At 62.1% G+C, this 25,741-nt stretch carries 22 protein-coding genes and 1 pseudogene; 19 read left to right on the forward strand and 4 right to left on the reverse strand.

What is annotated here, in order from left to right; all coding sequences use genetic code 11:
* Positions 1-123: 123 nt before the first annotated feature.
* The 13 genes and pseudogenes from codA to HKD46_RS18305 form a co-directional block, all read left to right on the forward strand.
* Positions 124-1,110 (forward strand): annotated as a pseudogene (gene codA / locus HKD46_RS18245) (cytosine deaminase); the annotation flags it as partial.
* Between the two features lie 87 nt (positions 1,111-1,197).
* Complete coding sequence (crcB, locus tag HKD46_RS18250; RefSeq protein ID WP_041214163.1) at positions 1,198-1,575, forward strand: fluoride efflux transporter CrcB; 378 nt, start codon at positions 1,198-1,200, stop codon at positions 1,573-1,575.
* Between the two features lie 65 nt (positions 1,576-1,640).
* Positions 1,641-2,393 carry a bifunctional demethylmenaquinone methyltransferase/2-methoxy-6-polyprenyl-1,4-benzoquinol methylase UbiE gene (gene ubiE, locus HKD46_RS18255; protein WP_039041078.1) on the forward strand — a complete coding sequence of 251 codons (753 nt, stop codon included), beginning with the start codon at positions 1,641-1,643 and terminating at the stop codon, positions 2,391-2,393.
* An 8-nt stretch (positions 2,394-2,401) separates the two neighbouring features.
* Entirely contained in the window at positions 2,402-3,010 is a 609-nt protein-coding gene (locus HKD46_RS18260) for an SCP2 domain-containing protein (RefSeq protein WP_029313421.1), read from the forward strand.
* Positions 3,010-4,650 (forward strand): ubiquinone biosynthesis regulatory protein kinase UbiB, encoded by a 1,641-nt coding sequence (ubiB, locus tag HKD46_RS18265; protein ID WP_171865778.1) that lies wholly within the window; start codon positions 3,010-3,012, stop codon positions 4,648-4,650. Before HKD46_RS18260 ends, ubiB begins: the two co-directional genes overlap by 1 nt.
* 39 nt (positions 4,651-4,689) lie before the next feature.
* Positions 4,690-4,938 (forward strand): Sec-independent protein translocase subunit TatA, encoded by a 249-nt coding sequence (gene tatA / locus HKD46_RS18270; RefSeq protein ID WP_010672358.1) that lies wholly within the window; start codon positions 4,690-4,692, stop codon positions 4,936-4,938.
* Between the two features lie 3 nt (positions 4,939-4,941).
* Positions 4,942-5,397, forward strand: coding sequence for a Sec-independent protein translocase protein TatB (gene tatB / locus HKD46_RS18275; RefSeq protein WP_103261019.1), 456 nt, complete (start codon positions 4,942-4,944; stop codon positions 5,395-5,397).
* The gene (tatC, locus tag HKD46_RS18280; RefSeq protein ID WP_010672360.1) at positions 5,394-6,146 is read left to right on the forward strand and encodes a twin-arginine translocase subunit TatC; all 753 of its coding nucleotides are present in this window, start codon (positions 5,394-5,396) and stop codon (positions 6,144-6,146) included. Before tatB ends, tatC begins: the two co-directional genes overlap by 4 nt.
* A gap of 111 nt (positions 6,147-6,257) precedes the next feature.
* Positions 6,258-7,043 (forward strand): TatD family hydrolase, encoded by a 786-nt coding sequence (locus tag HKD46_RS18285; RefSeq protein ID WP_041212047.1) that lies wholly within the window; start codon positions 6,258-6,260, stop codon positions 7,041-7,043.
* A gap of 3 nt (positions 7,044-7,046) precedes the next feature.
* Positions 7,047-8,066 carry a porphobilinogen synthase gene (gene hemB / locus HKD46_RS18290; protein ID WP_039041081.1) on the forward strand — a complete coding sequence of 340 codons (1,020 nt, stop codon included), beginning with the start codon at positions 7,047-7,049 and terminating at the stop codon, positions 8,064-8,066.
* 221 nt (positions 8,067-8,287) lie between these two features.
* Positions 8,288-10,330, forward strand: coding sequence for an oligopeptidase A (gene prlC, locus HKD46_RS18295; protein WP_045522605.1), 2,043 nt, complete (start codon positions 8,288-8,290; stop codon positions 10,328-10,330).
* Between the two features lie 234 nt (positions 10,331-10,564).
* Entirely contained in the window at positions 10,565-13,132 is a 2,568-nt protein-coding gene (locus HKD46_RS18300; RefSeq protein WP_161470111.1) for a bifunctional diguanylate cyclase/phosphodiesterase, read from the forward strand.
* A 51-nt stretch (positions 13,133-13,183) separates the two neighbouring features.
* Complete coding sequence (locus HKD46_RS18305; RefSeq protein ID WP_010672365.1) at positions 13,184-13,942, forward strand: class I SAM-dependent methyltransferase; 759 nt, start codon at positions 13,184-13,186, stop codon at positions 13,940-13,942.
* Between the two features lie 70 nt (positions 13,943-14,012).
* Here HKD46_RS18305 and HKD46_RS18310 read toward each other — a convergent pair whose 3' ends face one another.
* From HKD46_RS18310 to rhlB, 3 genes are read right to left on the reverse strand one after another with little or no spacing between them, the layout of a single operon-like run.
* Positions 14,013-14,273, reverse strand: coding sequence for a Rho-binding antiterminator (locus tag HKD46_RS18310; protein ID WP_171865779.1), 261 nt, complete (start codon positions 14,271-14,273; stop codon positions 14,013-14,015).
* 12 nt (positions 14,274-14,285) lie between these two features.
* A complete protein-coding gene (gene gppA, locus HKD46_RS18315) occupies positions 14,286-15,776 on the reverse strand; it encodes a guanosine-5'-triphosphate,3'-diphosphate diphosphatase (protein ID WP_042017418.1) in 1,491 nt (496 codons plus the stop codon).
* Positions 15,777-15,789: 13 nt separating this feature from the next.
* On the reverse strand, positions 15,790-17,079 hold the full coding sequence (rhlB, locus tag HKD46_RS18320) for an ATP-dependent RNA helicase RhlB (protein WP_042879063.1): 1,290 nt from the start codon (positions 17,077-17,079) through the stop codon (positions 15,790-15,792).
* Between the two features lie 113 nt (positions 17,080-17,192).
* On the opposite strand from rhlB, the gene trxA reads away from it, so the two are divergent.
* The 5 genes from trxA (at position 17,193) to fre (ending at position 22,463) form a co-directional block, all read left to right on the forward strand.
* A complete protein-coding gene (gene trxA / locus HKD46_RS18325; RefSeq protein WP_010672369.1) occupies positions 17,193-17,519 on the forward strand; it encodes a thioredoxin TrxA in 327 nt (108 codons plus the stop codon).
* A gap of 207 nt (positions 17,520-17,726) precedes the next feature.
* A complete protein-coding gene (rho, locus tag HKD46_RS18330; protein ID WP_010672370.1) occupies positions 17,727-18,992 on the forward strand; it encodes a transcription termination factor Rho in 1,266 nt (421 codons plus the stop codon).
* A 106-nt stretch (positions 18,993-19,098) separates the two neighbouring features.
* Positions 19,099-20,106, forward strand: a complete 1,008-nt coding sequence (locus HKD46_RS18335) for a hypothetical protein (protein WP_171865780.1) — start codon at positions 19,099-19,101, stop codon at positions 20,104-20,106.
* A gap of 33 nt (positions 20,107-20,139) precedes the next feature.
* Positions 20,140-21,609: a 4-hydroxy-3-polyprenylbenzoate decarboxylase gene (ubiD, locus tag HKD46_RS18340; RefSeq protein WP_134997273.1), complete on the forward strand. Its 1,470-nt coding sequence runs from the start codon at positions 20,140-20,142 to the stop codon at positions 21,607-21,609.
* 155 nt (positions 21,610-21,764) lie between these two features.
* Positions 21,765-22,463: an NAD(P)H-flavin reductase gene (gene fre / locus HKD46_RS18345; RefSeq protein WP_010672373.1), complete on the forward strand. Its 699-nt coding sequence runs from the start codon at positions 21,765-21,767 to the stop codon at positions 22,461-22,463.
* A gap of 139 nt (positions 22,464-22,602) precedes the next feature.
* On the opposite strand, the gene ubiK is transcribed toward fre, so the two are convergent.
* Positions 22,603-22,860: a ubiquinone biosynthesis accessory factor UbiK gene (gene ubiK / locus HKD46_RS18350; protein ID WP_010672374.1), complete on the reverse strand. Its 258-nt coding sequence runs from the start codon at positions 22,858-22,860 to the stop codon at positions 22,603-22,605.
* A 301-nt stretch (positions 22,861-23,161) separates the two neighbouring features.
* Here ubiK and HKD46_RS18355 point away from each other — a divergent pair, with 301 nt between their 5' ends.
* On the forward strand, positions 23,162-25,579 hold the full coding sequence (locus tag HKD46_RS18355; protein WP_171865781.1) for a VolA/Pla-1 family phospholipase: 2,418 nt from the start codon (positions 23,162-23,164) through the stop codon (positions 25,577-25,579).
* Positions 25,580-25,741: the final 162 nt, after the last annotated feature.

Raw genomic sequence — 25,741 nt, forward strand, 5'->3', positions numbered from 1 at the left:
TTACGACGACATCCTTGATGCCTGCACATCGGCCTGGAAGCACTTTATTGCCGATGTGGAGCGGGTGATGTCACTTTGTAGCCGAGATTGGATAAAACTGACCTAATGTTTAATCCGATTGGTATGAAACAGCGAGCCATCCAGACACTGAAATGGCAGATTGCCAACGGCATTCAGTTTGTACGGACTCACGTGGATGTTTCCGACCCCAATCTGGTCGCCTTGAAGGCGATGCTGGAGGTGCGGGAGGAGATGAAGGAGTGGGTGGAGCTGCAGATCGTCGCTTTTCCGCAGGAGGGGATCCTCTCCTACCCCAACGGCAAGGCATTGCTGGAAGAGGCTCTCAAGCTGGGGGCCGACGTGATCGGTGCCATCCCCCATTTCGAGTTTACCCGGGAGTACGGGGTCGAAAGTCTGCACTACGTCTTCGATCTTGCGGAGAAATATCAGGTTCTGGTGGATGTGCATTGCGATGAAATCGATGACGAACAGTCCCGTTTTATCGAGACGCTGGCAACCCTGGCCTACGAGCGCGGTATTGGCCATCGGGTGACCGCCAGCCACACCACCGCCATGCACTCCTACAACGGCGCCTATGCGTCGCGGCTGTTCCGGCTGCTCAGGATGGCGGACATCAACTTCGTCGCCAATCCGCTGGTGAACATTCACCTGCAGGGGCGCTTCGATACCTATCCCAAGCGTCGTGGCATCACCCGGGTGAAGGAGATGCTGGAGGCGAACATCAACGTCTGCTTCGGCCACGACGACGTGTTCGATCCCTGGTATCCCATGGGCACGGCCAACATGTTGCAGGTGCTGCATATGGGGCTGCATGTCTGCCAGATCATGGGCTACGAACAGATCAACGACAGTCTCAAGCTGATCAGCTGTCACAGTGCCCGCACCCTGAACGTGCAGGATCGCTACGGCATCGAGGTGGGCAAGCCCGCCAACCTGCTGATCCTTCCTGCAGAGAATGGTTTCGATGCGGTGCGCCGCCAGGTGCCGGTATGTTATTCCATCCGTCATGGCAGAGTCATCGCCGATACTCGCCCGGCCGAGACGACCCTCCATCTTGTGAATCCAGAACGGGTAGACTTTCGCCGCTAGGGTCTTGCCGGGTCGATTAATTGCCCGGCTGTCCCCTGCTGTCGAGATTTTGCATAATGCCAACCTGACAATCTTGGAGACTGCTTGATGCAAACCTGGTTATTTGTCGCTGTCGGGGGCGCCTTCGGTGCCTGCTTGCGCTTTGGCATCGCCGAGCTGATGGCATGGCTGCTGGGACGCCACTTTCCCTATGGCACCCTGGTGGTCAACGTGGTGGGTTCCTTCATCATGGGGATTGCCTATGCCCTGATCAGCCATGGTCACGTGGTGGAACACCCGATGAAGCCATTGCTGATGGTGGGTGTCCTCGGTGCCCTGACCACCTTCTCCTCCTTTGCCCTCGATACGGTCGTGCTGGCCCAGCAAGGGGCTTATCTGAAGGCGCTGCTCAATATCGGTCTCAATCTGTTCCTCTGTCTGGCCATGGTCGTGCTGGGGATGCAGTTGGTCGCAAGCCGGGTTTGAGGTGTCCGCACGCCATCGGCTCTGGTAAACTGGCGGCCATTCTTTGCTCTATGGGTATTTGAGGGATGTCGGAACAGACTACTACTACGCATTTTGGCTATAAAACCGTGGCAGCGACCGAGAAGGAAACCCTGGTCGCCGGTGTCTTTCATTCGGTAGCGGCCAAGTACGATCTGATGAACGATCTGATGTCGTTCGGCATCCATCGCCTCTGGAAGCGCTTTACCATCGACTGCTCCGGTGTCCGCAAAGGACAGAAGGTGCTGGATCTGGCTGGCGGCACAGGGGATTTGACCGCCAAGTTCTCCCGCATCGTGGGTGAGACCGGCCAGGTGGTCCTGGCAGACATCAACGACTCCATGCTCAAGGTGGGCCGCGACAAGCTGCGCAACCTGGGGGTGGCCAACAACGTCTCCTACGTACAGGCCAATGCCGAGGCGCTCCCCTTCCCGGACAACCACTTCGACGTCATCACCATCGGCTTCGGCCTGCGCAACGTCACCGACAAGGACAAGGCGCTTGCCTCCATGTTCCGGGTGCTCAAGCCGGGTGGCCGCCTGCTGGTGCTGGAGTTCTCCAAGCCGGTGAGCGAAGTGATCGCCAAGCTGTATGATCTCTACTCCTTCAAATTGCTGCCGAAAATGGGCGAAATCGTCGCAAACGACAGCGAAAGTTACAAATACCTGGCGGAATCCATCCGCATGCACCCGGATCAGCAGACCCTGGCAGGCATGATGGAGAATGTCGGGTTCGAACAGGTTGAGTTCTACAACCTGACCCAGGGCGTGGTTGCCCTGCACCGCGGTTACAAGTTTTAAGGTCGCCTATGCCGATGGATGCCATGGTCACCGCGGTGATCGAAACCAGCCTCAACCAGTTGCTGGCCCTGGACAAACAGAGCCCGGAGCGGTTGCGTAAGCTGACGGGCAAGGTACTCAAACTGGAGCTGCGCGAGCTCAAGCCGCTCTGGTTTGTCTTCTCGGAGCGCCGTCTGGATGTGCTGGCCAGGTTTGAAGGGGAGGCGGATGCGGTGCTGAGCCTCTCCCTGACTGCCCTCGGCCTGCTCAAGGAGCCTTCCGCCCTGACCCGCTATATCCGCGAGGAGAAGCTGGACCTGAGCGGTGACCCCCAGCTGGTGCAGGCATTCAGCGCCCTGCTTGGCGAGCTCGATATCGACTGGGAAGAGGAGCTGTCCCGCTACACCGGCGATGTGGTGGCCCACACCCTGTGCAGTGGTGCCCGTCAGGCTCGCCGTTTTGTGGGGCGAGAGTTGTGCCGTTCCCAGCGTCAAGTGGCTGAGTATCTGACCGAGGAGGCGAGGCTTGCCCCGGGTCCGCTGGAAGTGGCGAGCTTCAATGACGATGTCGAAGAGCTGGCCCAACAGATGAAGGCGATCGAGTTGCGGCTTGCCCGCCTCGAACAGCAGGTGAGCTGATGACCCCGAAGGAGTTCAAACGCCTCTATCGCATCGTCAGCATCCTGCTGGAACAGGGCATCGACGAGCTGGTGCCCGCCCGTTATCAGCCCTGGCCTGGCCGTCTGGCCCGTCGCAGTCTGTTCTGGCTCAAGAACAAGCAACAAGGCATGAGCCGTGGCGCCCGTATTCGCCTCGCCTTCGAGGCCCTGGGTCCCATCTTCATCAAGTTCGGCCAGATGCTCTCGACCCGCCGAGACCTGCTGCCCCCCGACATTGCCGAAGAGCTGGCCCTGCTGCAGGACAGGGTGCCTCCCTTCTGTGGTCAGGCCGCCCGTCGCCAGATAGAAGAGAGCCTGGGTTGCCCCGTCGAGACTCTGTTTGACGATTTCGACGAGACGCCGCTGGCATCCGCCTCCATCGCCCAGGTGCACACCGCCCGGTTGAAGGAGAACAGCCGCGAGATCGTCATCAAGGTGATCCGTCCCGATATCGAGCCGGTCATCGAGGCCGACCTGCGCCTGATGCAGGCCCTGGCCCGTCTGGTGGCCCGTTTCGTGCCCCAGAGCGGACGACTGCGCCCCGTCGAGGTGGTGGAGGAGTATCGCAAGACCATACTCGACGAGCTCAACCTGATGCGCGAAGCGGCCAACGCCATCCAGCTGCGCCGCAACTTCACCGGTTCCGAGGCGCTCTATGTGCCCGAGGTGTTCACGGACCATTGCCGTGAGCAGGTGCTGGTGATGGAGCGTATCTACGGCATTCCGGTCTCCGACATTGCCGCGCTGGAAGCCAACGGCACCAACATGAAGCTGCTGGCCGAGCGCGGAGTGGAAGTGTTCTTCACCCAGGTGTTCCGTGACAGCTTCTTCCACGCCGACATGCACCCGGGCAACATCTTCGTCTCTTTCGAACACCCCGAGAATCCGCTCTGGATCGGCATCGACTGCGGCATCGTCGGCACCCTCAACCGGGAAGACAAGCGCTACCTGGCGGAGAACTTCCTCGCCTTCTTCAACCGCGACTACCGCCGTGTGGCCGAGCTGCACGTGGAGTCTGGCTGGGTACCGCCCGATACCAAGGTGGACGAGTTCGAGTTCGCCATCCGCACCGTGCTGGAGCCCATCTTCGAGAAACCGCTCTCCGAGATCTCCTTCGGCCACGTGCTGCTCAATCTGTTCAACACCGCCCGTCGCTTCAACATGCAGGTGCAGCCGCAACTGGTGCTGCTGCAAAAGACCCTGCTCTATGTGGAAGGGCTGGGTCGCCAGCTCTATCCCCAGCTGGATTTGTGGCAGACCGCCAAGCCCTATCTGGAAAACTGGATGCACGAGCAGGTCGGCCCCAAGGCGGTGTGGAATGCCATCAAGGAGAAGGCGCCGTTCTGGGCGGAGAAACTGCCGGAGCTGCCGGAGCTGGTCTACGAGACCCTGCGTCAGGCCCGCCATCAGCAGCACCACTTCGACCAGATGTTTGCCGATTTCCGTCGCCACAGTCGCCGTCAGGGGCAGGCCCGCTACCTCTTAGGGGTTGGAGCCAGCCTGCTGCTCGCGGGTGTATTCTTGCTGACCCAGAAACAACACATTGAGTGGGGACAAATCAGCCTCGCCGGCGCCGGGTTATGCTGGCTGCTGGGTTGGTTGCGAACCCGTTCCCATTAAATAACCTGCGCCATCGGGCGCCTATCCGGAGAGAAAGTCATGGGTGGTATCAGTATTTGGCAGTTGTTGATCATCGCAGTCATCGTCGTGCTGTTGTTCGGCACCAAGAAATTGCGCGGTATCGGCGGCGATCTGGGCGCGGCGGTCAAGGGGTTCAAGAAGGCGCTCTCCGATGAGCCGGCCGACACCAAACCCGAGCAGAAAGATGCCGAGTTCCCGACCAAGCAGTTGAACGAGACGGCCAGCAACGCCGAAGCCGCCAAGCAGAAAGACAAAGATCAGGCCTAAGCCATGTTCGACATCGGTTTTTGGGAACTGGTCGTCATCGGCGTCGTCGCCCTGGTGGTGCTGGGTCCCGAGCGGTTGCCGGTCGCGATCCGCACCGCCAGCCACTGGATAAGGCTGATCCGCAGCACCGCCAACTCGGTCAAGGCCGAGCTGGAACAGGAGCTCAAGTTGCAGGATCTGCACAACGATCTGAAGAAGGCCGAACGGTTGCAGATGAACAACCTGAGCCCCGAGCTGCAGGAGTCCATCGAGCAGTTGAAAGCGGCCGCCCAGTCGGTGAATCGTCCCTATCAGGGGGAGAACGAGATCCGCCCGCCTCGGGAGCCCGCCCAGGCTGAGCCAGCCACTCCGGTGGCGGCCCCGGCGCCCACCCCAGAGGTGCCACCGGTCAACAGCCAGCGAGAGAGCGAGCCTGTGCCCGCCAGCGAGTCCGCAGCCAAAGGGGAGGTGAAGCCATGAGTCAGGCAGAACAACCCCTCATCAGCCATCTGGTGGAGCTGAGAACCCGTCTGCTGCGCGCGATCTCCGCTATCCTGCTGGTGTTCATCGCGCTCATCTACTTCTCCAACAACATCTACGACTTCGTGGCTCAGCCGCTGCTCAGCCAGTTGCCGGCAGGCACCAGCATGATAGCGACGGATGTGGCGACACCCTTCATCACGCCCATCAAGCTGACCCTGGTGGTCTCCTTCTTCGTGGCGATCCCCTATCTGCTCTATCAGGCCTGGGCTTTCATCGCACCCGGTCTGTACCAGCACGAACGGCGGCTGATCCTGCCCCTGGTGGCCTCCAGCGCCGTGCTGTTCTATGCGGGGATGGCGTTCGCCTACTACGTGGTGTTCCCCCTGGTGTTCGGCTTCTTCACCAGTACCGCCCCCGCCGGGGTGACGGTGGCGACCGACATCGCCAGCTACCTGGACTTCGTGCTGACCCTGTTCTTCGCGTTCGGGGTGGCGTTCGAGATCCCGGTGGCCACCATACTGCTCTGCTGGACCGGGGTGACCACCCCTAGGAGCCTGAAGGAGAAGCGCCCCTACGTCATCGTCGGGGTCTTCGTGGTCGGCATGTTGCTGACGCCGCCCGATGTCTTCTCCCAGACCCTGCTCGCGATCCCCATGTGGGGCCTGTGGGAGATAGGTCTGTTCTTCGCCCGCTTCTACGTGAAGAAAGAGGACGAGGAGCAGCAACAAACGGAAGAGGGGAGCTGAGGCTCCCTTCCTCTTTTCATGCATCCGTTCGAGGCGTATGGTAAGGCCCCATTGAGTAGATGGTTTTCAAATGCCTGATATGCACCTCGTTTGTCCGGAACCCCTGACTCCATGATCGACATCGGTTTGAACCTGACCAGCAGCCAGTTCGCCGGCGAACAGGCCGACCTGGTGGAACGCGCGCGCGCCGCCGGGGTGGAAGCCCTGATCCTGACCGGCACCGATCTGGCCGGCAGCCGCGAGAGCGCCGCATTGGCCGCCCGCTGGCCCGGTTACTGCTTCTCCACCGCCGGGGTGCATCCCCACGATGCCAAAAGCGTCGATGAGGCGACCCTGCCCGCCCTGCGCGAACTGGCGGCCCTGCCCCAGGTGGTGGCCATCGGCGAATGCGGTCTCGACTACAACCGGGACTTCTCCCCCCGTCCGGTGCAGGACGCGGTGTTTGACGCCCAGCTGGCGCTCGCCGCCGAGCTCGGGATGCCGGTGTTTCTCCACTGCCGCGATGCCCATGACAAATTCGTCGAGATCCTGCGCCCCTGGTTGCCCCGCCTGCCGGGGGCCGTGCTGCACTGCTTCACCGGTTCCGACGCCGAGCTGGACGAGTGCCTGGCGCTGGGGCTGCATATCGGGGTGACCGGCTGGCTCTGTGACGAGCGCCGTGGCCAGCTGCTGCGCGAGCAGGTGGCCCGCATTCCAGCGGGTCGCCTGATGATAGAAACGGACGCCCCCTACCTGGTGCCGCGGGATCTGAAACCCAGGCCCAAACGCAACGAACCCGCTTTTTTGCCGCACATCGCCCAGGTGGTGGCGGCCTGCCGTGGTGAAGCGCCCGAGGCCTTGCTGGCCCATACCCGGGCCACCTCCGCCGCATTCTTCCAACTTCCGCTTTTGGAGTGATTCATGGCCACAACTCTTCCGGGGGCCTTCCCGGGCCGTCGCCTGCGCCGGGTGCGCAAACATGACTTCAGCCGCCGCCTGGTGCGCGAGAACGTACTGACCGTCGACGATCTCATCTATCCCGTGTTCGTGCTGGAGGGAGAGGGTCAGCGAGAGGCCGTTGCCTCCATGCCGGGGGTGGACAGGCTCTCCATCGATCTGCTGCTCGAAGAGGCCGCCGAACTGGTGGCCCTGGGTGTGCCGGCGGTGGCCCTGTTCCCGGTGACGCCGCTGGAGAGAAAGAGTCTGATGGCGGAAGAGGCCTACAACCCGGATGCCCTGGCCCAGCGGGCGACCCGTGCCCTCAAGGCTCGCTTCCCGGAGCTCGGGGTCATCACCGATGTGGCGCTCGACCCCTTCACCACCCATGGCCAGGACGGCATCATCGATGACGAAGGCTATGTGCAGAACGACATCACCACCGAGATCCTGGTGAAGCAGGCGCTCTCCCATGCCGCCGCCGGGGCCGACATGGTGGCACCGTCCGACATGATGGACGGCCGCATCGGTGCCATCCGCGCGGCGCTGGAGGAGAATGGCTTCGTCAACGTGCAGATCATGGCCTACTCCGCCAAGTACGCCTCCCACTACTACGGCCCGTTCCGCGATGCGGTGGGCTCCGCCGCCAACCTCGGCAAGAGCAACAAGGCCACCTACCAGATGGACCCGGCCAACGGCAACGAAGCCCTGCACGAGGTGGCCCTCGACATAGCCGAAGGGGCGGACAGCGTGATGGTCAAGCCGGGCATGCCCTACCTGGACATCATCCGCCGGGTGAAGGATCAGTTCGGCGTGCCGACTTTCGCCTATCAGGTGAGCGGCGAGTACGCCATGCACATGGCGGCGATCCAGAATGGCTGGCTCAAGGAGAAGGAGTGCGTGATGGAATCCCTGCTCTGCTTCAAGCGGGCCGGGGCCGATGGCATCCTCACCTATTTCGCCAAGCGGGTCGCCCAGTGGTTGAAAGAGGACGCCCGACGCTGAGGCGGGGAGTGTCCATGCCCTCACAATGCCGGCCCTCGGGCCGGCATTGTCGTCTCTGGCAGATGAAGTGCTGGTTTTATGAACAAAATGCCTGAAAAAGTGGGCAACAAGCCCGTCTCTTGGCGGCAAAGGCTTGATAAATGGGGTTTCTGCCTACATCTTAGATGGTCCAAGCAGGCTTCTGGACGGCAGGGGCTGCAGAGCATTTAGAGGTACCGCAGATGACTAACCCTTTGCTGACAATGGACTCGCTGCCTCCCTTCAGCCAGATCCAGCCCGATCAGGTGCAACCTGCCGTGACGCAGGCCATCGCTGATTGCAAACAGAAGATTGAGGACGTGCTGGCCCAGAAGGAGCCTCACACCTGGGACAGCCTGATCGCCCCGCTGGAAGAGGTCAACGACCGCCTCTCACGGATCTGGTCCCCCATCAGCCACCTCAACGCCGTGCAGAACAGCGAGGCGCTGCGGGCGGCTCACGATGCCTGCCTGCCGCTGCTGTCCGAATTCCAGACCTATGTCGGTCAGCATGAAGGGCTCTATCAAGCCTATCTGGCCCTCTCCGAGAGCGATGACTTCCCCCGGCTCGATGATGCCCAGCGCAAGGAGATCCTGAACACCCTGCGCGATTTCCGCCTCTCCGGCATCGGTCTGCCTGCCGAGGCGCAGCAGCGTTACGGCGAGATCCAGGCCCGCCTCTCGGAGCTCGCCTCCCGTTTCAGCAACAACGTGCTGGACGCGACCCAGGGCTGGCACAAGCTGGTGACCGACGAGGCCGAGCTGGCCGGTCTGCCCGCGAGCGCCCAGGCTGCCGCGCGCCAGATGGCCGAACTCAAGGGCAAGGAGGGGTGGTTGTTCACCCTGGACATCCCCTCCTACCTGCCGGTGATGATGTATGCCGACAGCCGCGCCCTGCGTGCCGAGCTGTATGAGGCCTTCACCACCCGCGCCTCCGACCAGGGCCCCAACGCTGGCAAGTGGGACAACTCCGCCATCATGACCGAGTTGCTCACCCTGCGCCGGGAGCTGGCCCGACTGCTGGGCTTTGCCAACTATGCCGAACTCTCCCTCGCGACCAAGATGGCGGACAAGCCGGAGCAGGTGGTGGACTTCCTCACCGACCTGGCTGCCAAGTCCCTGCCCCAAGGCAAGGCGGAGCTGGAGGAGATCCGCGCCTTTGCCGCCGAGCAGCACGGTCAGGACGAACTGGCGGCCTGGGATCTTGCCTATTACGCAGAAAAGCTCAAACAGCACAAGTTTTCGGTCTCTGATGAGCAGTTGCGTCCTTATTTCCCCGCCGGTCGGGTCGTGAAGGGGCTGTTCGAGGTGGTCAAGCGGGTGTTCGGCATGAAGGTACGCGAGCGTCTCGGCATCGACACCTGGCACCCGGATGTGCGCTTCTACGACATCTTTGACGCCGATGACGAGCTGCGCGGCAGCTTCTACCTGGATCTCTATGCCCGCGAGCACAAGCAGGGCGGCGCCTGGATGGATGTCTGCCTGGGTCGCCGCTACCGTCAGGACGGCTCCCTGCAAAAGCCGGTGGCCTACCTGACCTGCAACTTCAACGGCCCGGTGGACGGCAAGCCGGCCCTGTTTACCCACAACGAAGTGGTCACCCTGTTCCACGAGTTCGGCCACGGCATTCACCACATGCTGACCCGCATCGATGTGGCTGGCGTGGCTGGCATCAACGGCGTGGCCTGGGATGCGGTGGAGCTGCCGAGCCAGTTCCTCGAGAACTGGTGCTGGGAATCCGAGGCGCTGGCCTTCATCTCCGGCCATTACGAGACCGGGGAGCCGCTGCCCGCCGATCTGCTGGAGAAGATGCTGACCGCCCGCAACTTCCAGGCGGCGATGCAGATGCTGCGCCAGCTGGAGTTCGCCCTGTTCGACTTCCGTCTGCACCAGACCTTTGACCCGACCAGAGCGGATCAGATCCCTGCGCTGCTGGATGAGGTGCGCAGCCAGGTCGCCGTGATGACGCCTCCGGCGTTCAACCGCTTCCAGCACAGCTTCTCCCACATCTTCGCGGGCGGCTACGCGGCGGGCTACTACAGCTACAAGTGGGCCGAGGTACTCTCTGCCGACGCCTTCTCCCGCTTCGAGGAGGAGGGGATCTTCAACCCGGCCACGGGCCACTCCTTCCTGAAGAACATTCTGGAAAAGGGCGGCTCCAGGGAGCCGATGGAGCTGTTCCGTGCCTTCCGTGGCCGGGAGCCCCAGGTGGATGCGCTGCTGCGTCACAGCGGTATCGCCGCGTGAGGTCCCGCCGCCACAGTGAGCCTCGATTGGATGAGCTGCCGCGCCACTGCGGGAGCTTCAAGCAGGTACACATTTGCGGCATAGTGGGATCGAAACGTGATTTTTGATAGAAAAAGGGACCTTTTGGTCCCTTTTTCCAAGCCTTTTTAATATCTTGCGGAGTGCATGTTTGCACTGTCCCCGCCTCTTCAGTAGAGTCGGGTTCTACCTTCCAGGGAGAGAAAGAACCTTGCCATGAGGCGAGCACTCGAGTCTGTCTATCAAATCATCTCCAGCCTGTCTCATTCGAGTGGTCAGGGATATTTTGATGCCTTTGTGAGTGAAATCGCCAACGCGGTGGGGGCTGACTTCGTCCTGGTGTCCGGCAAGGATCAGGCGGGTCTGTTCTTTACCGTGCATGCCGCCTATCCCGCCTCCCTCGACATCAACTCCTACAGCTTCCCCCTCGCCGACACTCCGGGGGAGATCGCCATGCAACAGGGTGAAGCCTGGTTCAGTGATCGCACCCGCCAGCTGTTCCCCCACGCCGCCGTGCTGGAGCGCTGCGAGGTGAGAGCCTATGCCGGCGTCGCGCTCAAGAACGCCGAGGGAGAGACCATCGGCCTGTGCAGCGTCATGTTCAAGCGGGCCATGCCGAGAATGGAGAAGATAGTGGGCCTGCTGCGTCTGCTGGCCCCGCTCGCCGGTCGTGAACTGGCGCTGATGTATCAGCAGCGCCAGAGCCAGGAGCAGCCGGCGCAACCGGAACATCACCACTTCCTGGACACCATGATGTCCCATGCGCCCGTGGGCATCGGCAAGGTGGATCTGGGCGGCAAGATCCTCTGGGCGAACCCGGCCATCGAGAAGATGCTCGGCTACAGCCAGGAGGAGCTGCAACAGCTCACCGTCGCCGAAATCAACCATCCGGACGACTGGCAGACCAGTATTGCGCTCTACGACACCCTCAAGCGGGGAGAGCGTCCCGCGTTTACCCAGGAGAAGCGTTATCTCCATCGGGATGGGACCGTCCTGTGGGGACGGGTGACGGTGACCCTGATCCGCAACGAGCAGATGCACCCCGACTATCTCATGGTGGTGCTGGAGAACATCGATCCCATCAGGCGCCATGCGGAGCAGCTCAAGCTCTCCCACCGGGTCTATGACAACCTCTCCGAAGCCATTCTGGTGTGCGATGCCGACAGTCGCATCATCTCGGTCAATCCGGCCTTCGAGAAGATCACCGGTTACAGCGAGGAGGAGGCGTGTGGCCAGCGGCCCAGCATGCTGAAGTCCGGACTGCACGATCAGACCTTCTATGCGGACATGTACCACGCCCTGGAGCGGGTGGGGATCTGGCGTGGGGAGGTGTGGAACAAGCGCAAGAACGGCAAGCTCTATCCCCAGCAGCTGATGATCAGCGCCGTGCGGGAAGGGGGCAAGATCAGTCAGTACATCGCCATCTTCAGCGATCTGTCCCAGACCAAGCTGGCAGAGCAGAAGATCGCCGCCCAGGCCAACTACGACAACCTCACCGGCCTGCCCAACCGCTGGCTGTTCGGTCGCTGTCTGGCCCGCTTCTGCGAACGGGGGGAGCGCTTCGCCCTCATGGTGCTCGACCTCAACAACTTCAAGGCGGTCAACAACAGCATGGATCACCATGTGGGCGACGCCCTGCTGCGGGAGGTATCGGACCGGCTGGTGAGCCGGGTGCGCACCGAGGATCTGGTGGCCCGCATCGGCGGCGACGAGTTTGCCTTCCTGGTGCCCGGCATCGTCAACCGCCGTCAGGCCGAGGTGTTTGCCAAGCAGGTGATCGGCGGCTTTGCCCGTCCCTTCATGCTGGCCAACCAGCACCTCTATGTGACCGCCACCCTGGGGATCACCCTCTGTCCCAATGACGGCGGCGACAGCGACGAGCTCTTGCGCAATGCCGAGCAGGCCCTGTTCGTCGCCAAGCGCCAGGGACGTCCCCTCGGCACCTACAACGCCTCCATGCGGGAAGAGGTGAGCCAGCGCCACCAGATGCAGCACGATCTGGCGGAGGCCATCAAGCTGGGCCAGCTGACCATGGCCTACCAGCCCATCTGGGACAACCGCAGCGGCCGGGTCGCCAAGCTGGAGGCCCTGGTGCGCTGGTATCACCCCCACTGGGGTCAGGTCTCACCGGCGGATTTCATCCCGCTGGCGGAAGAGGCGGGGCTCATCCAGGGGCTGGGTGCCCTGGTGCTGTGGCAGTCTTGCAGGGATCTGGCCAGATTGCAGCAGTCCGGCTTCCCGGATCTGCAGATGTCCATCAACCGCTCCACCCTGGAGTTCCAGACCATAGACCCGGAGGCCAACGAGTGGCTCAGGGTGATCCGCCACTTCGAGCTGGATCCGGCGGACATCATCATCGAGATCACCGAGTCCCTGCTGATGGAGACCAGCGATCAGCACAGGGTGCGGATCGATGCTCTGCGCGAGGCGGGCTGCAAGCTGGCCATCGACGACTTCGGCACCGGCTATTCGGCACTGAACTACCTGCGTACCTTCCCGGTGGATCTGGTGAAGATCGATCGCTCCTTCGTGCGCCATATTCCCTTCAACGAGCAGGACCGCCTGCTGCTCGACGGCATCATCAACATCGTGCACAACCTCGGCATGCAGGTGGTGATCGAAGGGGTGGAGACCCGGGAGCAGCTCAATTTCCTCTGCCAGAAGGGGTGCGCCTTCACCCAGGGGTATCTGCTCAGCCGCCCGCTGCCCTTCGACGATCTGACCGAGTACCTGAGTCTCAACCGTCAGGGCATGAACCTGGCGAATCTGACCACGGTGAGCTAACCCCCTGCTTCTGCTATCATGCCGGCTTCTGCGCCGTGATGAGTCCATGTTATGCCCCATATTCAGGTTTTCAGTGAAGTGCCCGCCCGCGATGGCGAGCTCGACGCCCTGCGCCAGCGCCTTGCCGACGTGGCGTTTCCCGCTCCCTTCGCCCTGGTGCTGACCGAATCGCGGTTGGAGCTGCGCAAACTGGACGAACCCAAGCTGGGGGCCGTTTATGTGGACTTCGTGGAAGGGGCGGTGGCCCATAGGCGCAAGTTCGGTGGCGGGCGCGGCCAGTCCATCGCCAAGGCAGTGGGATTGAAGTCGGGAGCCATGCCGACCGTGGTGGATGCCACCGCCGGGCTCGGGCGCGATGCCTTCGTGCTCGCCTCCCTCGGCTGCAAGGTGACCCTGATCGAACGCAGCCCCGTGGTGGCGGCCCTGCTCCAGGACGGTCTGACCCGGGCGGGGCAGGATCCCGAGATAGGCCCCTGGGTGCGCGAGCGGATGCAACTGCTGCAAGGCCCGGCGGTGGAGACCCTGCTGGCGCTGACCGAGCGGCCGGAGGTCATCTACCTGGATCCCATGTTCCCCCACAAGCAGAAGTCGGCGCTGGTGAAAAAAGAGATGCGGGTGTTCCAGTCCCTGGTGGGGGCGGATCTCGACGCGGATGCCCTGCTGCCGGCGGCGCTCAGGATGGCTGACAAGCGGGTGGTGGTGAAGCGGCCCGACTATGCGGGCTGGCTCAACGAGCACAAGCCCAGTATGGCCATCGAGACCAAGAGCAACCGCTTCGACGTCTACGTGATGGCGGCGCTGGCGAGTTGAGTGGCGACTGGCAGGGAGTCTGAGCGTCAAACCAAGAGGGCCAACCTGATCAGGTTGGCCCTCTTGCTATTCATTGGCTGCGGGGTGGGGCGAAGTGGATCCGCTTTTCTTCCCCTTGCCAGACGAGTTCCAGGGTCGCCAGGTCCGCCAGGCTGAGGCGCTCAGCGCGCTCCAGCAGCAGATACTCCACCCCGCCGCTGGCTTCTATGGTGCGGATCCTGTCCGCCCAGGTTCGTCCATCCCGGTCGGTGATCGTGACGGGCAGCTGCCAGCTGGCGGCGATCTCCAGCCAGTCGTACAGGTCACAGCTGATGGGTTGGTAATCGGCCATGGGGTGTGTGCCTCAGGCTTCCAGCAGCCGGGTGGACCAGCCCATCTTCTGCTGGCGCTCCACCTCGAGGCGCAGCTCGCTGGCGCGCAGGTAGTGTTCGTCCAGCCAACCCTTGGGCAGGGTCAGGGTCAGGGCATCTTCATCGGCTTGCAGCATGAACCTGGGCACAGTGCCCTGGGTCCGGCGCATGCAGAGGATGAGGGAGATGCGCAGGATACGGGCCAGCCGGATCGCCTGGCGACCGGTGACGGCACCCTGTTTCTCCAGTGGCTCCAGCTTGAATTCATCCCGCTGGTTGAACAGCAGGGCCGACAGCAGCTTCTTCTGCGCGGGGGTGAAGCCCGGCATGTCGATGTTGTCGATGATGTAGGCAGCGTGCTGCGGCGCCTTCTTGTACTCGATGCACAGACCGATTTCGTGCAGCAGGGCTGCGTAGCGCAGGATCGGGCGACCGTAGCGCTTGGAGAGGCGCCAGGCCGGCTGCAACTGGGTGAACGCTTCGATGGCGGTGTCGCGGACCCGCTCGGCGTGCTCCTTGTCGAGCTGGTAGCGGCTGATCAGGCTGTCGGCGGTGCGATCCCGGGCATCACAGTCGTGATTGTTGCCGAGCAGGCCGTAGATGAGCCCTTCACGCAGTGCACCGCCCGCCAGGGTCATGCTCTCGATGTCGAGGGTCTCGAAGATGGCGATCAGGATGGCGAGACCGGAGGGGAACACGGTCAGCCGTTCGGCCGCCAGCCCTTCGAGCTGCAACTTATCGAGTCTGCCGCAGGCGATGGCCTGACCCATCAGCTCTTGCAACTTGGGCAGGGTGACCCGCTCGCTCTTGCCCTGGGCCAGCATGATCTCCTGCAGCGCCTGGACGGTGCCGGAGGCGCCGACGCAGGTGCGCCAGCCGAGGACACGGTAGTCCGCAGCCACTTTCTCCAGTACCGCCTTGGCGGCGGCAATGGCCTGGTTGAAGCGCGCCTCGGAGAGCTCGCCATCACCGAAGTGGTTGTTGAGCCAGGTGACGCAGCCCATGTGCAGGCTGTTGAGCAGCTTGGCTTCGCTCTGCTCGCCGATCACCAGCTCGGTGCTGGCGCCGCCGATGTCGATCACCAGCCGATTGCCTTCCCCTGCCGACGTCCAGGAGACTCCTTCATAGATGGTCTTGGCTTCTTCCTCGCCCGAAATGATCTCGATGCTGTGGTTGAGCACCCGTTCCGCTTCGCTGATGAATTCGTCGACGTTGGTGGCCAGGCGCAGGGTGGCGGTGCCCACTACCCGGATATTGTCGGACGGGATGTCCTGCAACTGCTCGGAGAAGAGGCGCAGACAATCCCAGCCCCGCTCCATGGCGGCACGGTTGAGGCGAAAATCGGCATCGAGGCCCGCGGCGAGGCGTACCTTGCGCTTGACCTTGGTGACGGTGCGCAGGGCACCGGCGACCTCGCGCACCACCAGCATGTGAAAGCTGTTGGAGCCGAGGTCGATGGCGGCATAGAGAGGCGAGTTGTGCAACTTGGCCGATCCCTCAGTTCTTGCGGGGGGGACGACGACGGTTGTTGCTGTTGCCACCGCCCTGGCGATCCCGCATGTTGCGGTTCACCGGCTGGCGGTTGCGGAACACCCGTTTTGGTGCGGTGACGTCATCCAGCAGCGCCTCGCGGTCATACTTGCTGACCGGGATGGGGTGGTGGATGTACTCCTCGATGGCCGGCAGGTTGAAGGCATAGTCTTCACAGGCCAGGCTGATGGAGTGACCGCTTTTGCCGGCGCGGCCGGTACGACCGATGCGGTGGACATAGTCTTCGGCATCGTCGGGCAGGTCGTAGTTGAAGACGTGGGTCACGTCGGGGATGTGCAGACCACGGGCGGCCACGTCGGTGGCGACCAGGATATCCAGGGTACCCTTGGTGAACTCTTCCAGGATCTTCATCCGCTTCTTCTGCGGCACGTCGCCGGTCAGCAGACCGACGCGGTGGCCGTCATTCTCCAGCCAGGCGTGAACGTCTTCACAGACGTGCTTGGTGTTGGCGAAGACGATGGCTTTCTCGGGCCACTCCTCTTCCATCAGGGAGAGCAGCAGCAACATCTTGTCTTCGTTGGAGGGGTAGAAGAGCTCCTCCTTGATCCGCACGCCGGTCATCTGTTCCGGTTCGACCTGCACATGTTCCGGGTGGTTCATGTGTTCATAGGCCAGCTCCTGCACCCGCAGGGAGAGGGTGGCGGAGAACAGCATGCTCAGACGCTCGGTGGCGGGGGGCATGCGGCGGAACAGGAAACGGATGTCCTTGATGAAGCCCAGATCGAACATGCGATCCGCTTCGTCCAGTACCACGACCTGGATGTTGCCGAGATCGATGACCTTGGACTTGAAGTAGTCGATGATGCGACCCGTGGTGCCGATAAGGATGTCGACGCCCTGTTCCAGCACGGCCAGCTGTTTGTCGTAGCCTTCGCCACCATAGGCGAGACCGAGCTTGAGCCCGGTGGAGGCTGACATGCTCTCTGCATCGTTATAGATCTGGACGGCCAGCTCCCGGGTCGGGGCCATGATGATGGCGCGGGGCTGGTTGACGAGGCGCGGCCTGGTCAGCGGATGGGTCAGCAAATAGTTGAATGTCGCCGCCAGGAAAGCCAGGGTTTTGCCGGTCCCCGTCTGGGCCTGACCGGCGAGGTCATGACCTTCAACCAGCAGGGGCAGGGACAGTGCCTGGATGGGCGTACAATAGTGAAATCCCTTTGATTCCAGACCAGCCAGAACTTCGGGTTCGAGGCCCATTTGGGCGAATTTTTCGGTCGTTAGATGTGTTTTGCTCATGGCGGTAGGTTATCAGGTTAGGCTTGCAATAATAAACAGGATCATTTCAAATAGGGCAACTATTGCCTTTGTTGAACCATCAATAAAGCCTTAATTACTGACTGGAGTTGGAGATGAGTGACAAGATTGTTCAGCTGAGCGATGCCAGCTTCGAGGCCGATGTAATCAACGCCGACAGCCCTGTTCTGGTCGATTTCTGGGCCGAATGGTGTGGACCGTGCAAGATGATTGCCCCGATCCTGAACGAAGTTGCTCAGGAATATGAAGGTCGCGTGACCGTGGCGAAATTGAACATCGATCATAACGCCGACACTCCGCCCAAGTACGGCATTCGTGGTATCCCGACCCTGCTGCTGTTCAAGAATGGTGAAGTGGCAGCGACCAAGGTCGGCGCCCTGTCCAAGACCCAACTGAAAGAGTTCCTGGACGGCAACCTGTAATAATCAAGAAGGAGCGCATTGCAATAATGCGCTCCTTGTGTTTTATCACCTAGACGCTCACCCTGATTGGTGCTAGTTTATCGCTCGTTTGCTAACCTTTTTGCCTGACTCTTTGCTTAACTACCAGCCTGGCAAGTCAAATCCGATCAGCATCAATCCAGCAGACTGTCTCCTCATTTCAATCCTTGCTTACAGACTTTCACCACTATGAATCTGACTGAACTTAAGAACACTCCTGTGTCCGAGCTGGTCCAGCTTGGCGAATCCATGGGGTTGGAAAATCTGGCTCGGGCGCACAAGAAAGACATTATCTTTGCAATCCTCAAGGCGCACGCCAAGGGCGGCGAGGATATCTTTGGCGACGGTGTGCTGGAAATCCTGACCGACGGTTTCGGTTTCCTGCGCAGTGCAGACGGCTCTTATCTCGCTGGTCCGGATGACATCTATGTCTCCCCGAGCCAGATCCGCCGCTTCAACCTGCGTACCGGCGATACCATTTCCGGCAAGATCCGGCCGCCGAAAGAGGGCGAACGCTATTTCGCCCTGCTCAAGGTCAACGACGTCAACTACGACCGTCCGGAAAACTCCCGCAACAAGATCCTGTTTGAAAACCTCACTCCCCTGCACGCCAACGAGCGTCTGCGCATGGAGCGTGGCAACGGTTCCACCGAAGACATCACCGCCCGTGTGCTGGATCTGGCATCCCCGATCGGCAAGGGCCAGCGCGGTCTCATCGTTGCACCGCCCAAGGCCGGTAAGACCATGCTGCTGCAGAACATCGCCCAGAGCATCGCCTACAACCACCCGGATTGTGAGCTGATCGTGCTGCTGATTGACGAGCGTCCGGAAGAAGTGACCGAGATGCAGCGGATGGTGAAGGGCGAAGTCATCGCCTCCACCTTCGACGAGCCGGCCTCCCGTCACGTCCAGGTCGCCGAAATGGTGATCGAGAAGGCCAAGCGTCTGGTCGAGCACAAGAAGGATGTGGTGATCCTGCTGGACTCCATCACCCGTCTGGCCCGCGCCTACAACACCGTCATCCCGTCTTCCGGCAAGGTGCTGACCGGTGGTGTGGACGCCAACGCCCTGCACCGTCCGAAGCGTTTCTTCGGTGCGGCGCGCAACGTCGAAGAGGGCGGCAGCCTGACCATCATCGCCACCGCGCTGATCGATACCGGCTCCAAGATGGATGAAGTCATCTACGAAGAGTTCAAGGGTACCGGCAACATGGAACTGCACCTCTCGCGCAAGATTGCCGAGAAGCGCGTCTACCCGGCCATCGATATCACCCGCTCCGGCACCCGCAAGGAAGAGCTGCTGACCGCACCGGACGAGCTGCAGAAGATGTGGATCCTGCGCAAGATCATTCACCCCATGGGCGAGATCGACAGCATCGAGTTCCTCATCGACAAGCTGGCTGCGACCAAGACCAACGACGAGTTCTTCGACTCCATGAAGCGTCAACAGAAGTAACAGCCTCTTCCATGACAAAACCGCGGCCCAGGTCGCGGTTTTTGTTTATCTATTTCACGGCTGGCTTAGTAGTATGAAGCCTCGATGTCACAAGGAAAGGGACGTCATGAAGCTGGTGTTGTTCATATGGATGGGTTGGTTGTGGCTGGCGGCCCCGGCGCATGCCGATTCCCCGCCGCAATTGCAGGCTCCCCTGGTGGCGGACGAGGGACTGGAGGGGCATCGGGCGTACCTGGACGGCCGTATGGCGCTCGGGCAGTTTGATGCCATGGACTCGTTGCTCGAGTCCCTGTCGGTGGGGCAGCGGGAGTTCCTGTTGTTCCAGTTGCTGGGTGAGCTCAAGTCATCGGGCGCACCGAGCCCGGCGCTGCTGGCCTGGGTGCGGGCACAAGCGGCCAAGGCGCCACAATGGCTGGTGGAAGGGAAGGTGGACGGTTTCCTGGTGCAGCTACCCGCCTACGACTTCCCCGCCGAGGCCCGGCTGGTGCTGAGCCACTGGCAGCAGCTGGCCTGGCAGGACAACTATCGCCAGTTGCTGGAGCAGGATCGCTTCGACTTCAAGCAGGTCTACTACAGCCGCAATCCCGAGCTGGCACAGCAGCAGCAGGCCCTGCTGGCGGTGCTCGATCGGCAGCCGGTATCCGTGCTGCGTCGGGAGGCGCAGCGGCTTGCCGCCCTCAATCTCTTCCTGCCGGACAACCAGTTGCTGCTGCACTTCATCGAACAGACCGGGGAGACGGCACTCTACCTCAAGCTGTGGCGTCAGCCAGTGGATCACGATAGCCTGACTGCACTGCACACCATTTCCCGCTTTTATTCAGGGCAGGAGGCGAGCGATCTGCTGATCGCCGCCAGCCAGAACAGCCGCCTGATGGTCCCCGCCCTGCACCAGCTCAGCCGCCTCTCCCCCTTGCCGGACGGGGCCCAGCAGTTCCTCCTGGCCGAACTCGGCAAGCACCAGTATGGCGGGCTGGTGGCAGGCCTGTTGTTGCAGATGGACGAGCCCAGGCTCCTGGGTCAATTGGCAAACCGGCTGACGCTTCAGGAGCGGCGACACGCCTCGTCCGTCATGAGGTCCGATACGGGTACACCGGATACGCCGCCAGGGTTATAATGCGGGACCACCTGATCCCGCTGGGGTACTTGCATGAAATACAAGGACTTGCGTGATTTTATCGCGCAGTTGGAACAAAACGGACAGCTCAGGCGCATCAGTCGCGAGATAGACCCCTATCTGGAGATGACCGAGATCAGCGACCGTACCCTGCGTGCGGGGGGCCCGGCTCTGCTGTTTGAGAATCCCAAGGGCTACGCCATGCCGGTGTTGACCAACCTGTTCGGCACGCCGGACCGGGTTGCCATGGGCATGGGCCAACCCAACGTCAGCGCCCTGCGCCAGGTGGGGACCTGGCTCTCCTATCTGAAAGAGCCGGAGCCGCCTCGCGGGCTCAAGGAGCTGATGGAGAAGCTGCCCATCTTCAAGCAGGTGCTCAACATGCCGACCAAGCGGCTCTCTTCGGCCCCCTGTCAGCAGGTGGTGCTGGAAGGGGACGCGGTGGATCTGGATCAGATCCCCATCCAGCACTGCTGGCCCGGGGATGTGGCGCCACTGGTCACCTGGGGTCTGACCATCACCCGCGGTCCCTACAAGAAGCGGCAGAACCTTGGCATCTATCGCCAGCAGAAGATCGGCAAGAACAAGCTGATCATGCGCTGGCTGGATCACCGGGGTGGCGCCATCGATTTTCGCGAGTGGCAGGAGGCCCACCCGGGCGAACGCTTCCCGGTGGCGGTGGCGCTGGGCGCCGATCCGGCGACCATCCTGGGCGCGGTGACGCCGGTGCCGGACAGCCTCTCCGAATACGCCTTTGCCGGTCTGCTGCGGGGCAGCCGTACCGAGGTGGTGAAGGCGCTGAGCTGCGATCTGGAAGTGCCCGCCAGCGCCGAGATCGTGCTGGAAGGCTATCTGGAGCCGGGGGAGATGGCCCCCGAAGGGCCTTACGGCGATCACACCGGCTACTACAACGAAGTGGACGAGTTCCCGGTCTTCACCATCACCCACATGACCATGCGCCGGGATGCCATCTACCACAGCACCTACACCGGCCGTCCGCCCGATGAGCCGGCGGTGCTCGGGGTGGCGCTCAACGAGGTGTTCGTGCCGCTGTTGCAGAAGCAGTTTCCCGAGATAGTGGATTTCTACCTGCCGCCGGAGGGGTGCTCCTACCGGATGGCGGTGGTGACCATCAAGAAGCGTTACCCTGGCCACGCCAAGCGGGTGATGCTGGGAGTCTGGTCCTTCCTGCGCCAGTTCATGTACACCAAGTTCGTGATCGTCTGCGATGACGACATCAACGCCCGCGACTGGAAGGACGTGATCTGGGCCATCACCACCCGGATGGACCCGGCTCGGGACACCACCCTGATCGAGCACACCCCCATCGACTACCTGGACTTCGCCTCGCCGGTCTCCGGGCTCGGCTCCAAGATGGGGCTGGATGCCACCAACAAGTGGCCGGGGGAGAGCAACCGGGAGTGGGGTCAGCCCATCGTCCAGGACGAGGCGGTAAAGCAGAAGATCGATGCCATCTGGGACGAGCTGAAGATCCTCGACTGAGGGATCTCCGATGCGGCGCGGCCATTGTGACGCAAAAGTGCGGTATTGCCGTGCCGAATTGGGTATGCTCGACGGACCTGACCACCAACTGGTCGCCATAAAAACAGTGAAACCATGAGCGAAGCGGGCCGGGCAGGCCCCTCACAAGGACAAGAATGCAACGTATCAAGTGCCGCGTAGAGGAACTGCGCGAATATGTCGACACCATCTGGCACGTGGCGCTGGCGCCGCAGCAGGAGGTGAGCTTCAAGCCGGGCCAGTATCTGCTGGTGGTGATGAGCGATTCGGACAAGCGCCCCTTCTCCATCGCCAACTCGCCGACCCGCTCCGGCGTGCTGGAGCTGCAGATCGGTGCCACTCCCGAGAATGCCTATGCCGGTCAGGTGCTGGCCCGCATGCGCGAGCAGGGAGAGATCGAGGTCGAGCTGGCCGCCGGCAAGGCGTTCCTGCGCGACGAATCCCCCCGACCGCTGATCCTGATGGCGGGCGGCACCGGCTTCTCCTATGCCCGCGCCATCTTGGAATACCTGATCGGCAGCGGCAGCAAGCGTCCGGTGTTCCTCTACTGGGGGGTACGCCAGGCGCACTGGCTCTACGAGCTGGAGCAGATGCAGCAGTGGGAGCGCGACTATGCGCCGCTGACCTTCATTCCCGTGGTGCAGGAGCCCGAGAGCGACTGGACCGGCAGGACCGGGCTGGTGCACAAGGCCATCATGGATGACTTCGTCAGCTTGCATGACTACGACATCTATGTGGCGGGTCGCTTCGAGATGGCCGGTGCCGCGCGGGAAGAGTTCAAGGTGCTGGGCGCCGAGCCCGAGCGCATCTTCGGCGATGCCTACGAGTTTATCTGACCACGGCCAACCGCAGAGCGTCGATCTGCCCCCTTATCGTCTTGCGAGAGAAGGGGGGATGAGAAACTCGTTGTCCCCATAAAAACGACAAACCCCAGCCTGGCTGGGGTTTGTGCTATCTACGGCGAGTCACGCCGGATCATTCGCCCTTGGCAGCGAGCTGCTGCTCGAGCTGGGCCAGCTTGGCCTCGAGGGCGGTCAGCTTCTCCCGGGTGCGCAGCAGCACCTTGGTCTGCACGTCGAACTCCTCGCGGCTCACCAGATCCAGCTTGTTGAGCTGAGCCTGCAAGACCTGACGGGTCTTTTTCTCCACCTCTTCACCCATGCTGCGAATGCCGGGGGGCAGGGCGTTGTGTATCTGTTTGGCGATCTCTTCCAGTTTTTTCGGGTCGATCATGGGGGTCTCCTTAAGCAATGGCGCCATTCTACCGACAAATCGTCCCCTTTGCCGAGATCGGGGCGGCTTTTTGCGCCATGGATCCCATCGGGCTCTGGTCAGGTCTGGTTGATGTACCCTGGCTGCTACCCTGTGACACCGGGAATCAATTCCAATTCCTTGATGGTGTACACAAAAAAATCAGATCAGATGACTGACCAGAGGCTTATTAATTGTTGCGTTGCTGTTAATATGATTCGGTCGGGTTTGAACCCTACCCCGTCAGGCTCATCATGGATAACAACATAAAAGAGATAAGGATATGAAGAAAAAGCTAATTTACGCGGCCGTCGTCAGTGCGCTGCTGAGCGGTTGTGGTGGCAGTGACGACAACACAGGCGATACCTCAAGCTATCTCGATTATCTGCTGAGCGGCTCCAATGCAGTCCGACCCAGCGCCCTGGCAGCCCGTGCGACCGACGGTACCCTGAAATTCTCCACGGAAACGGCGGATCTCTCCAACCCGGTGTCCGCCCTCTCCACCCTGGATGGCTGGTCGACTACCCAGGCGATCCAGATAGTGCCGGTGACGGCCTCCGGCATCCAGGTCAAGGCGCCGGCCGCTGCTGAATTCGCAGCCTCCGTGGCCCCCCTCTACCTGATGGAGCTGGAGTTTGACAGTGCGGCCCTGCGTCCGAGCGGCGTGAAAAAGGTGCTGACCTACGGGGTGGACTTCGTGGTGGCCGAGACGACCGGGAAGCTGAATCTGGTGCCGCTCAAGCCGCTCAACCCCTCTTCCTACTACATGATAGTGGCGACCGATACCCTCAAAGACAGCACGGGTGCCCCCCTGCGACCGGGTAGCGACTACAGCAACTACAAGACCAGCACCGGTAGCAACGCCCAGGAGCAGACCATCAGCGGCCTGATTGCGCTGCAGGAAGGGCTGTTCAAGGCTGCCACCGGCATCACTAGCGACCACGTGATCTTCTCCGACTGGTTCGGTACCCAGTCCGGCGCCGACGTGCTGGTGGCGGTGAAAGGGGCGGCCGCATCCGTGCTCAAGAGCCCGACCCTGGACGCTGCCGCCCTGTGGAAGCAGGACGCCTTGGGCAATACCAGCCTGCCTGGCACCTATACCCTGTCGGTGAGCGGCGGCAGCCCCTTCCTGACCCAGCTGGACGCCGAGAACTTCCTGCCCCAGGAGCAGAAGGATGCGATTGCCGCCGCTTTTGGTGACGGCACTCCACTCCACAATCTGGCCTTGGGTACCACCGTCTACAGCGGCACCGTCAAGCTGCCCTACTTCCTCTCCTCCCCGGCTACCGCCGGCTCCTGGGACAAGGCGAAGACCCAGTCCTGGCACGGTGCCATCCCCAGCCTCTACTCCATCGCGAACGCCCTGAAGGCCCAGGATGCCGAAGTGATCGGCGGCCTGGTGGGGGCGGGTGTGGATCCGGCCCTGCTGGGCGAACTCATCGCCGATCCGAGCCGTCAGGCCGAGCTGCTGGCACAGGCGAGCAAGTTGATCGGGGTGACCCTCACCTCCGGCGGCAAGGCGCTGGATCCCGAGATGAATATCGGGCGCTTCAACCCGCTGCCGGCATTGGAAGAGGTGCAGTCCGTCCCGATGCGGATCTTTGCCGCCGCACCGCTGGCGAACATCACCGACGTGATCATCTATCAGCACGGCGTCACCTCGGTGAAGGAGAACGCCTACGCCCTGGCCCTTGGCCAGATTGGTGCCGGTGCCCAGGCGAGCAAGAACGTGGCCGTGGTGGTGATCGATCATCCGTTGCACGGTGAACGCGGCTTCGCCCTGACCGGCAGCATGGACTCGGTGACCACCTCCGACAACCCGACCCCCTACCTGAACCTGAGCTACCTGACCGTGGCCCGCGACAACCTGAAACAGAGCGTGGCGGATCTGCTGGGCCTGCGTCTGGCGGTGGGGCTGGCCAATGCCAAGGGGGCTATCGGCACCGCTGGCAGCCTCAAGGTACACTTCCTGGGTCACTCTCTGGGTGCCATCGCGGGGGCCAACCTGCTGGCGGTGGCCAACCAGTCTGTTGGCAACCCGACGGCAGACGCCCTGTTCAAGTTCGACACTGGCGGCCTGGCCATGCCGGGTGGCGGCATAGCGCCGCTGTTGCTGAACTCGCCGACCTTCGGCCCGACCATCCAGATGAGCGTGCTGACCGCTGGCAGTGCGGCCCTGAAGGCAGCCTTCACCGCCTACGCCCCGAACTGCAAGACGGCGGTGCCGACCTGCTTCGTCAACGAGTTCCTGCCGAGCCAGGATGCGGCCACCCAGGCCACGGCGGCCAGCACCCTGCAGAGCTACAGCTTCGCGGCGCAGTCGGTGCTGGATTCGGCAGACCCCATCAACTTGGGGAGCGGCATCGCGGCGGACTTCCCGCTGTTTGCCACCGAAATCGTCGGCGACGGCGCCCTGAGCCTGTCGGATCGAGTGATCCCGAACAGCATCGCCACCGCCCCGCTGGGTGGCACCGAGCCGCTGTTCAAGGTCCTGGCCCTGCAACCGCTGACCGCCACCGGCGCCGCCAACCACAGAGCGGCCCGCTTTGTGGCCGGGGGTCACAGCTCGCTGCTGGCACCGGACGAGAACTTCGATCCGACCGGCGCCGTCACCACCGAGATGCAGACCCAGTTCGGCAGCTTCTTCGCAAGCGGCGGTACCGCGGTCAAGGTGACCGACGCCAGCCTGCTCAAGCAGTAAGCTGGCCGACCAATAAAAACGCCGCCCCTTGGGGCGTAATGCCAGTCAGTTAAGCCTGACTGGCATTGTTTTTACTAGGTTTTCTCGTCGCATACTTCTGTGGTTTGGCTTTGATGCACCTTGGGTAACTTCGTTCTCGGCGGGCGGGTAACTTGAACTGCT

The organism is Aeromonas sp. TW 6 (assembly GCF_013168745.1).
GTDB classification, from domain to species: Bacteria; Pseudomonadota; Gammaproteobacteria; order Enterobacterales; family Aeromonadaceae; genus Aeromonas; species Aeromonas caviae.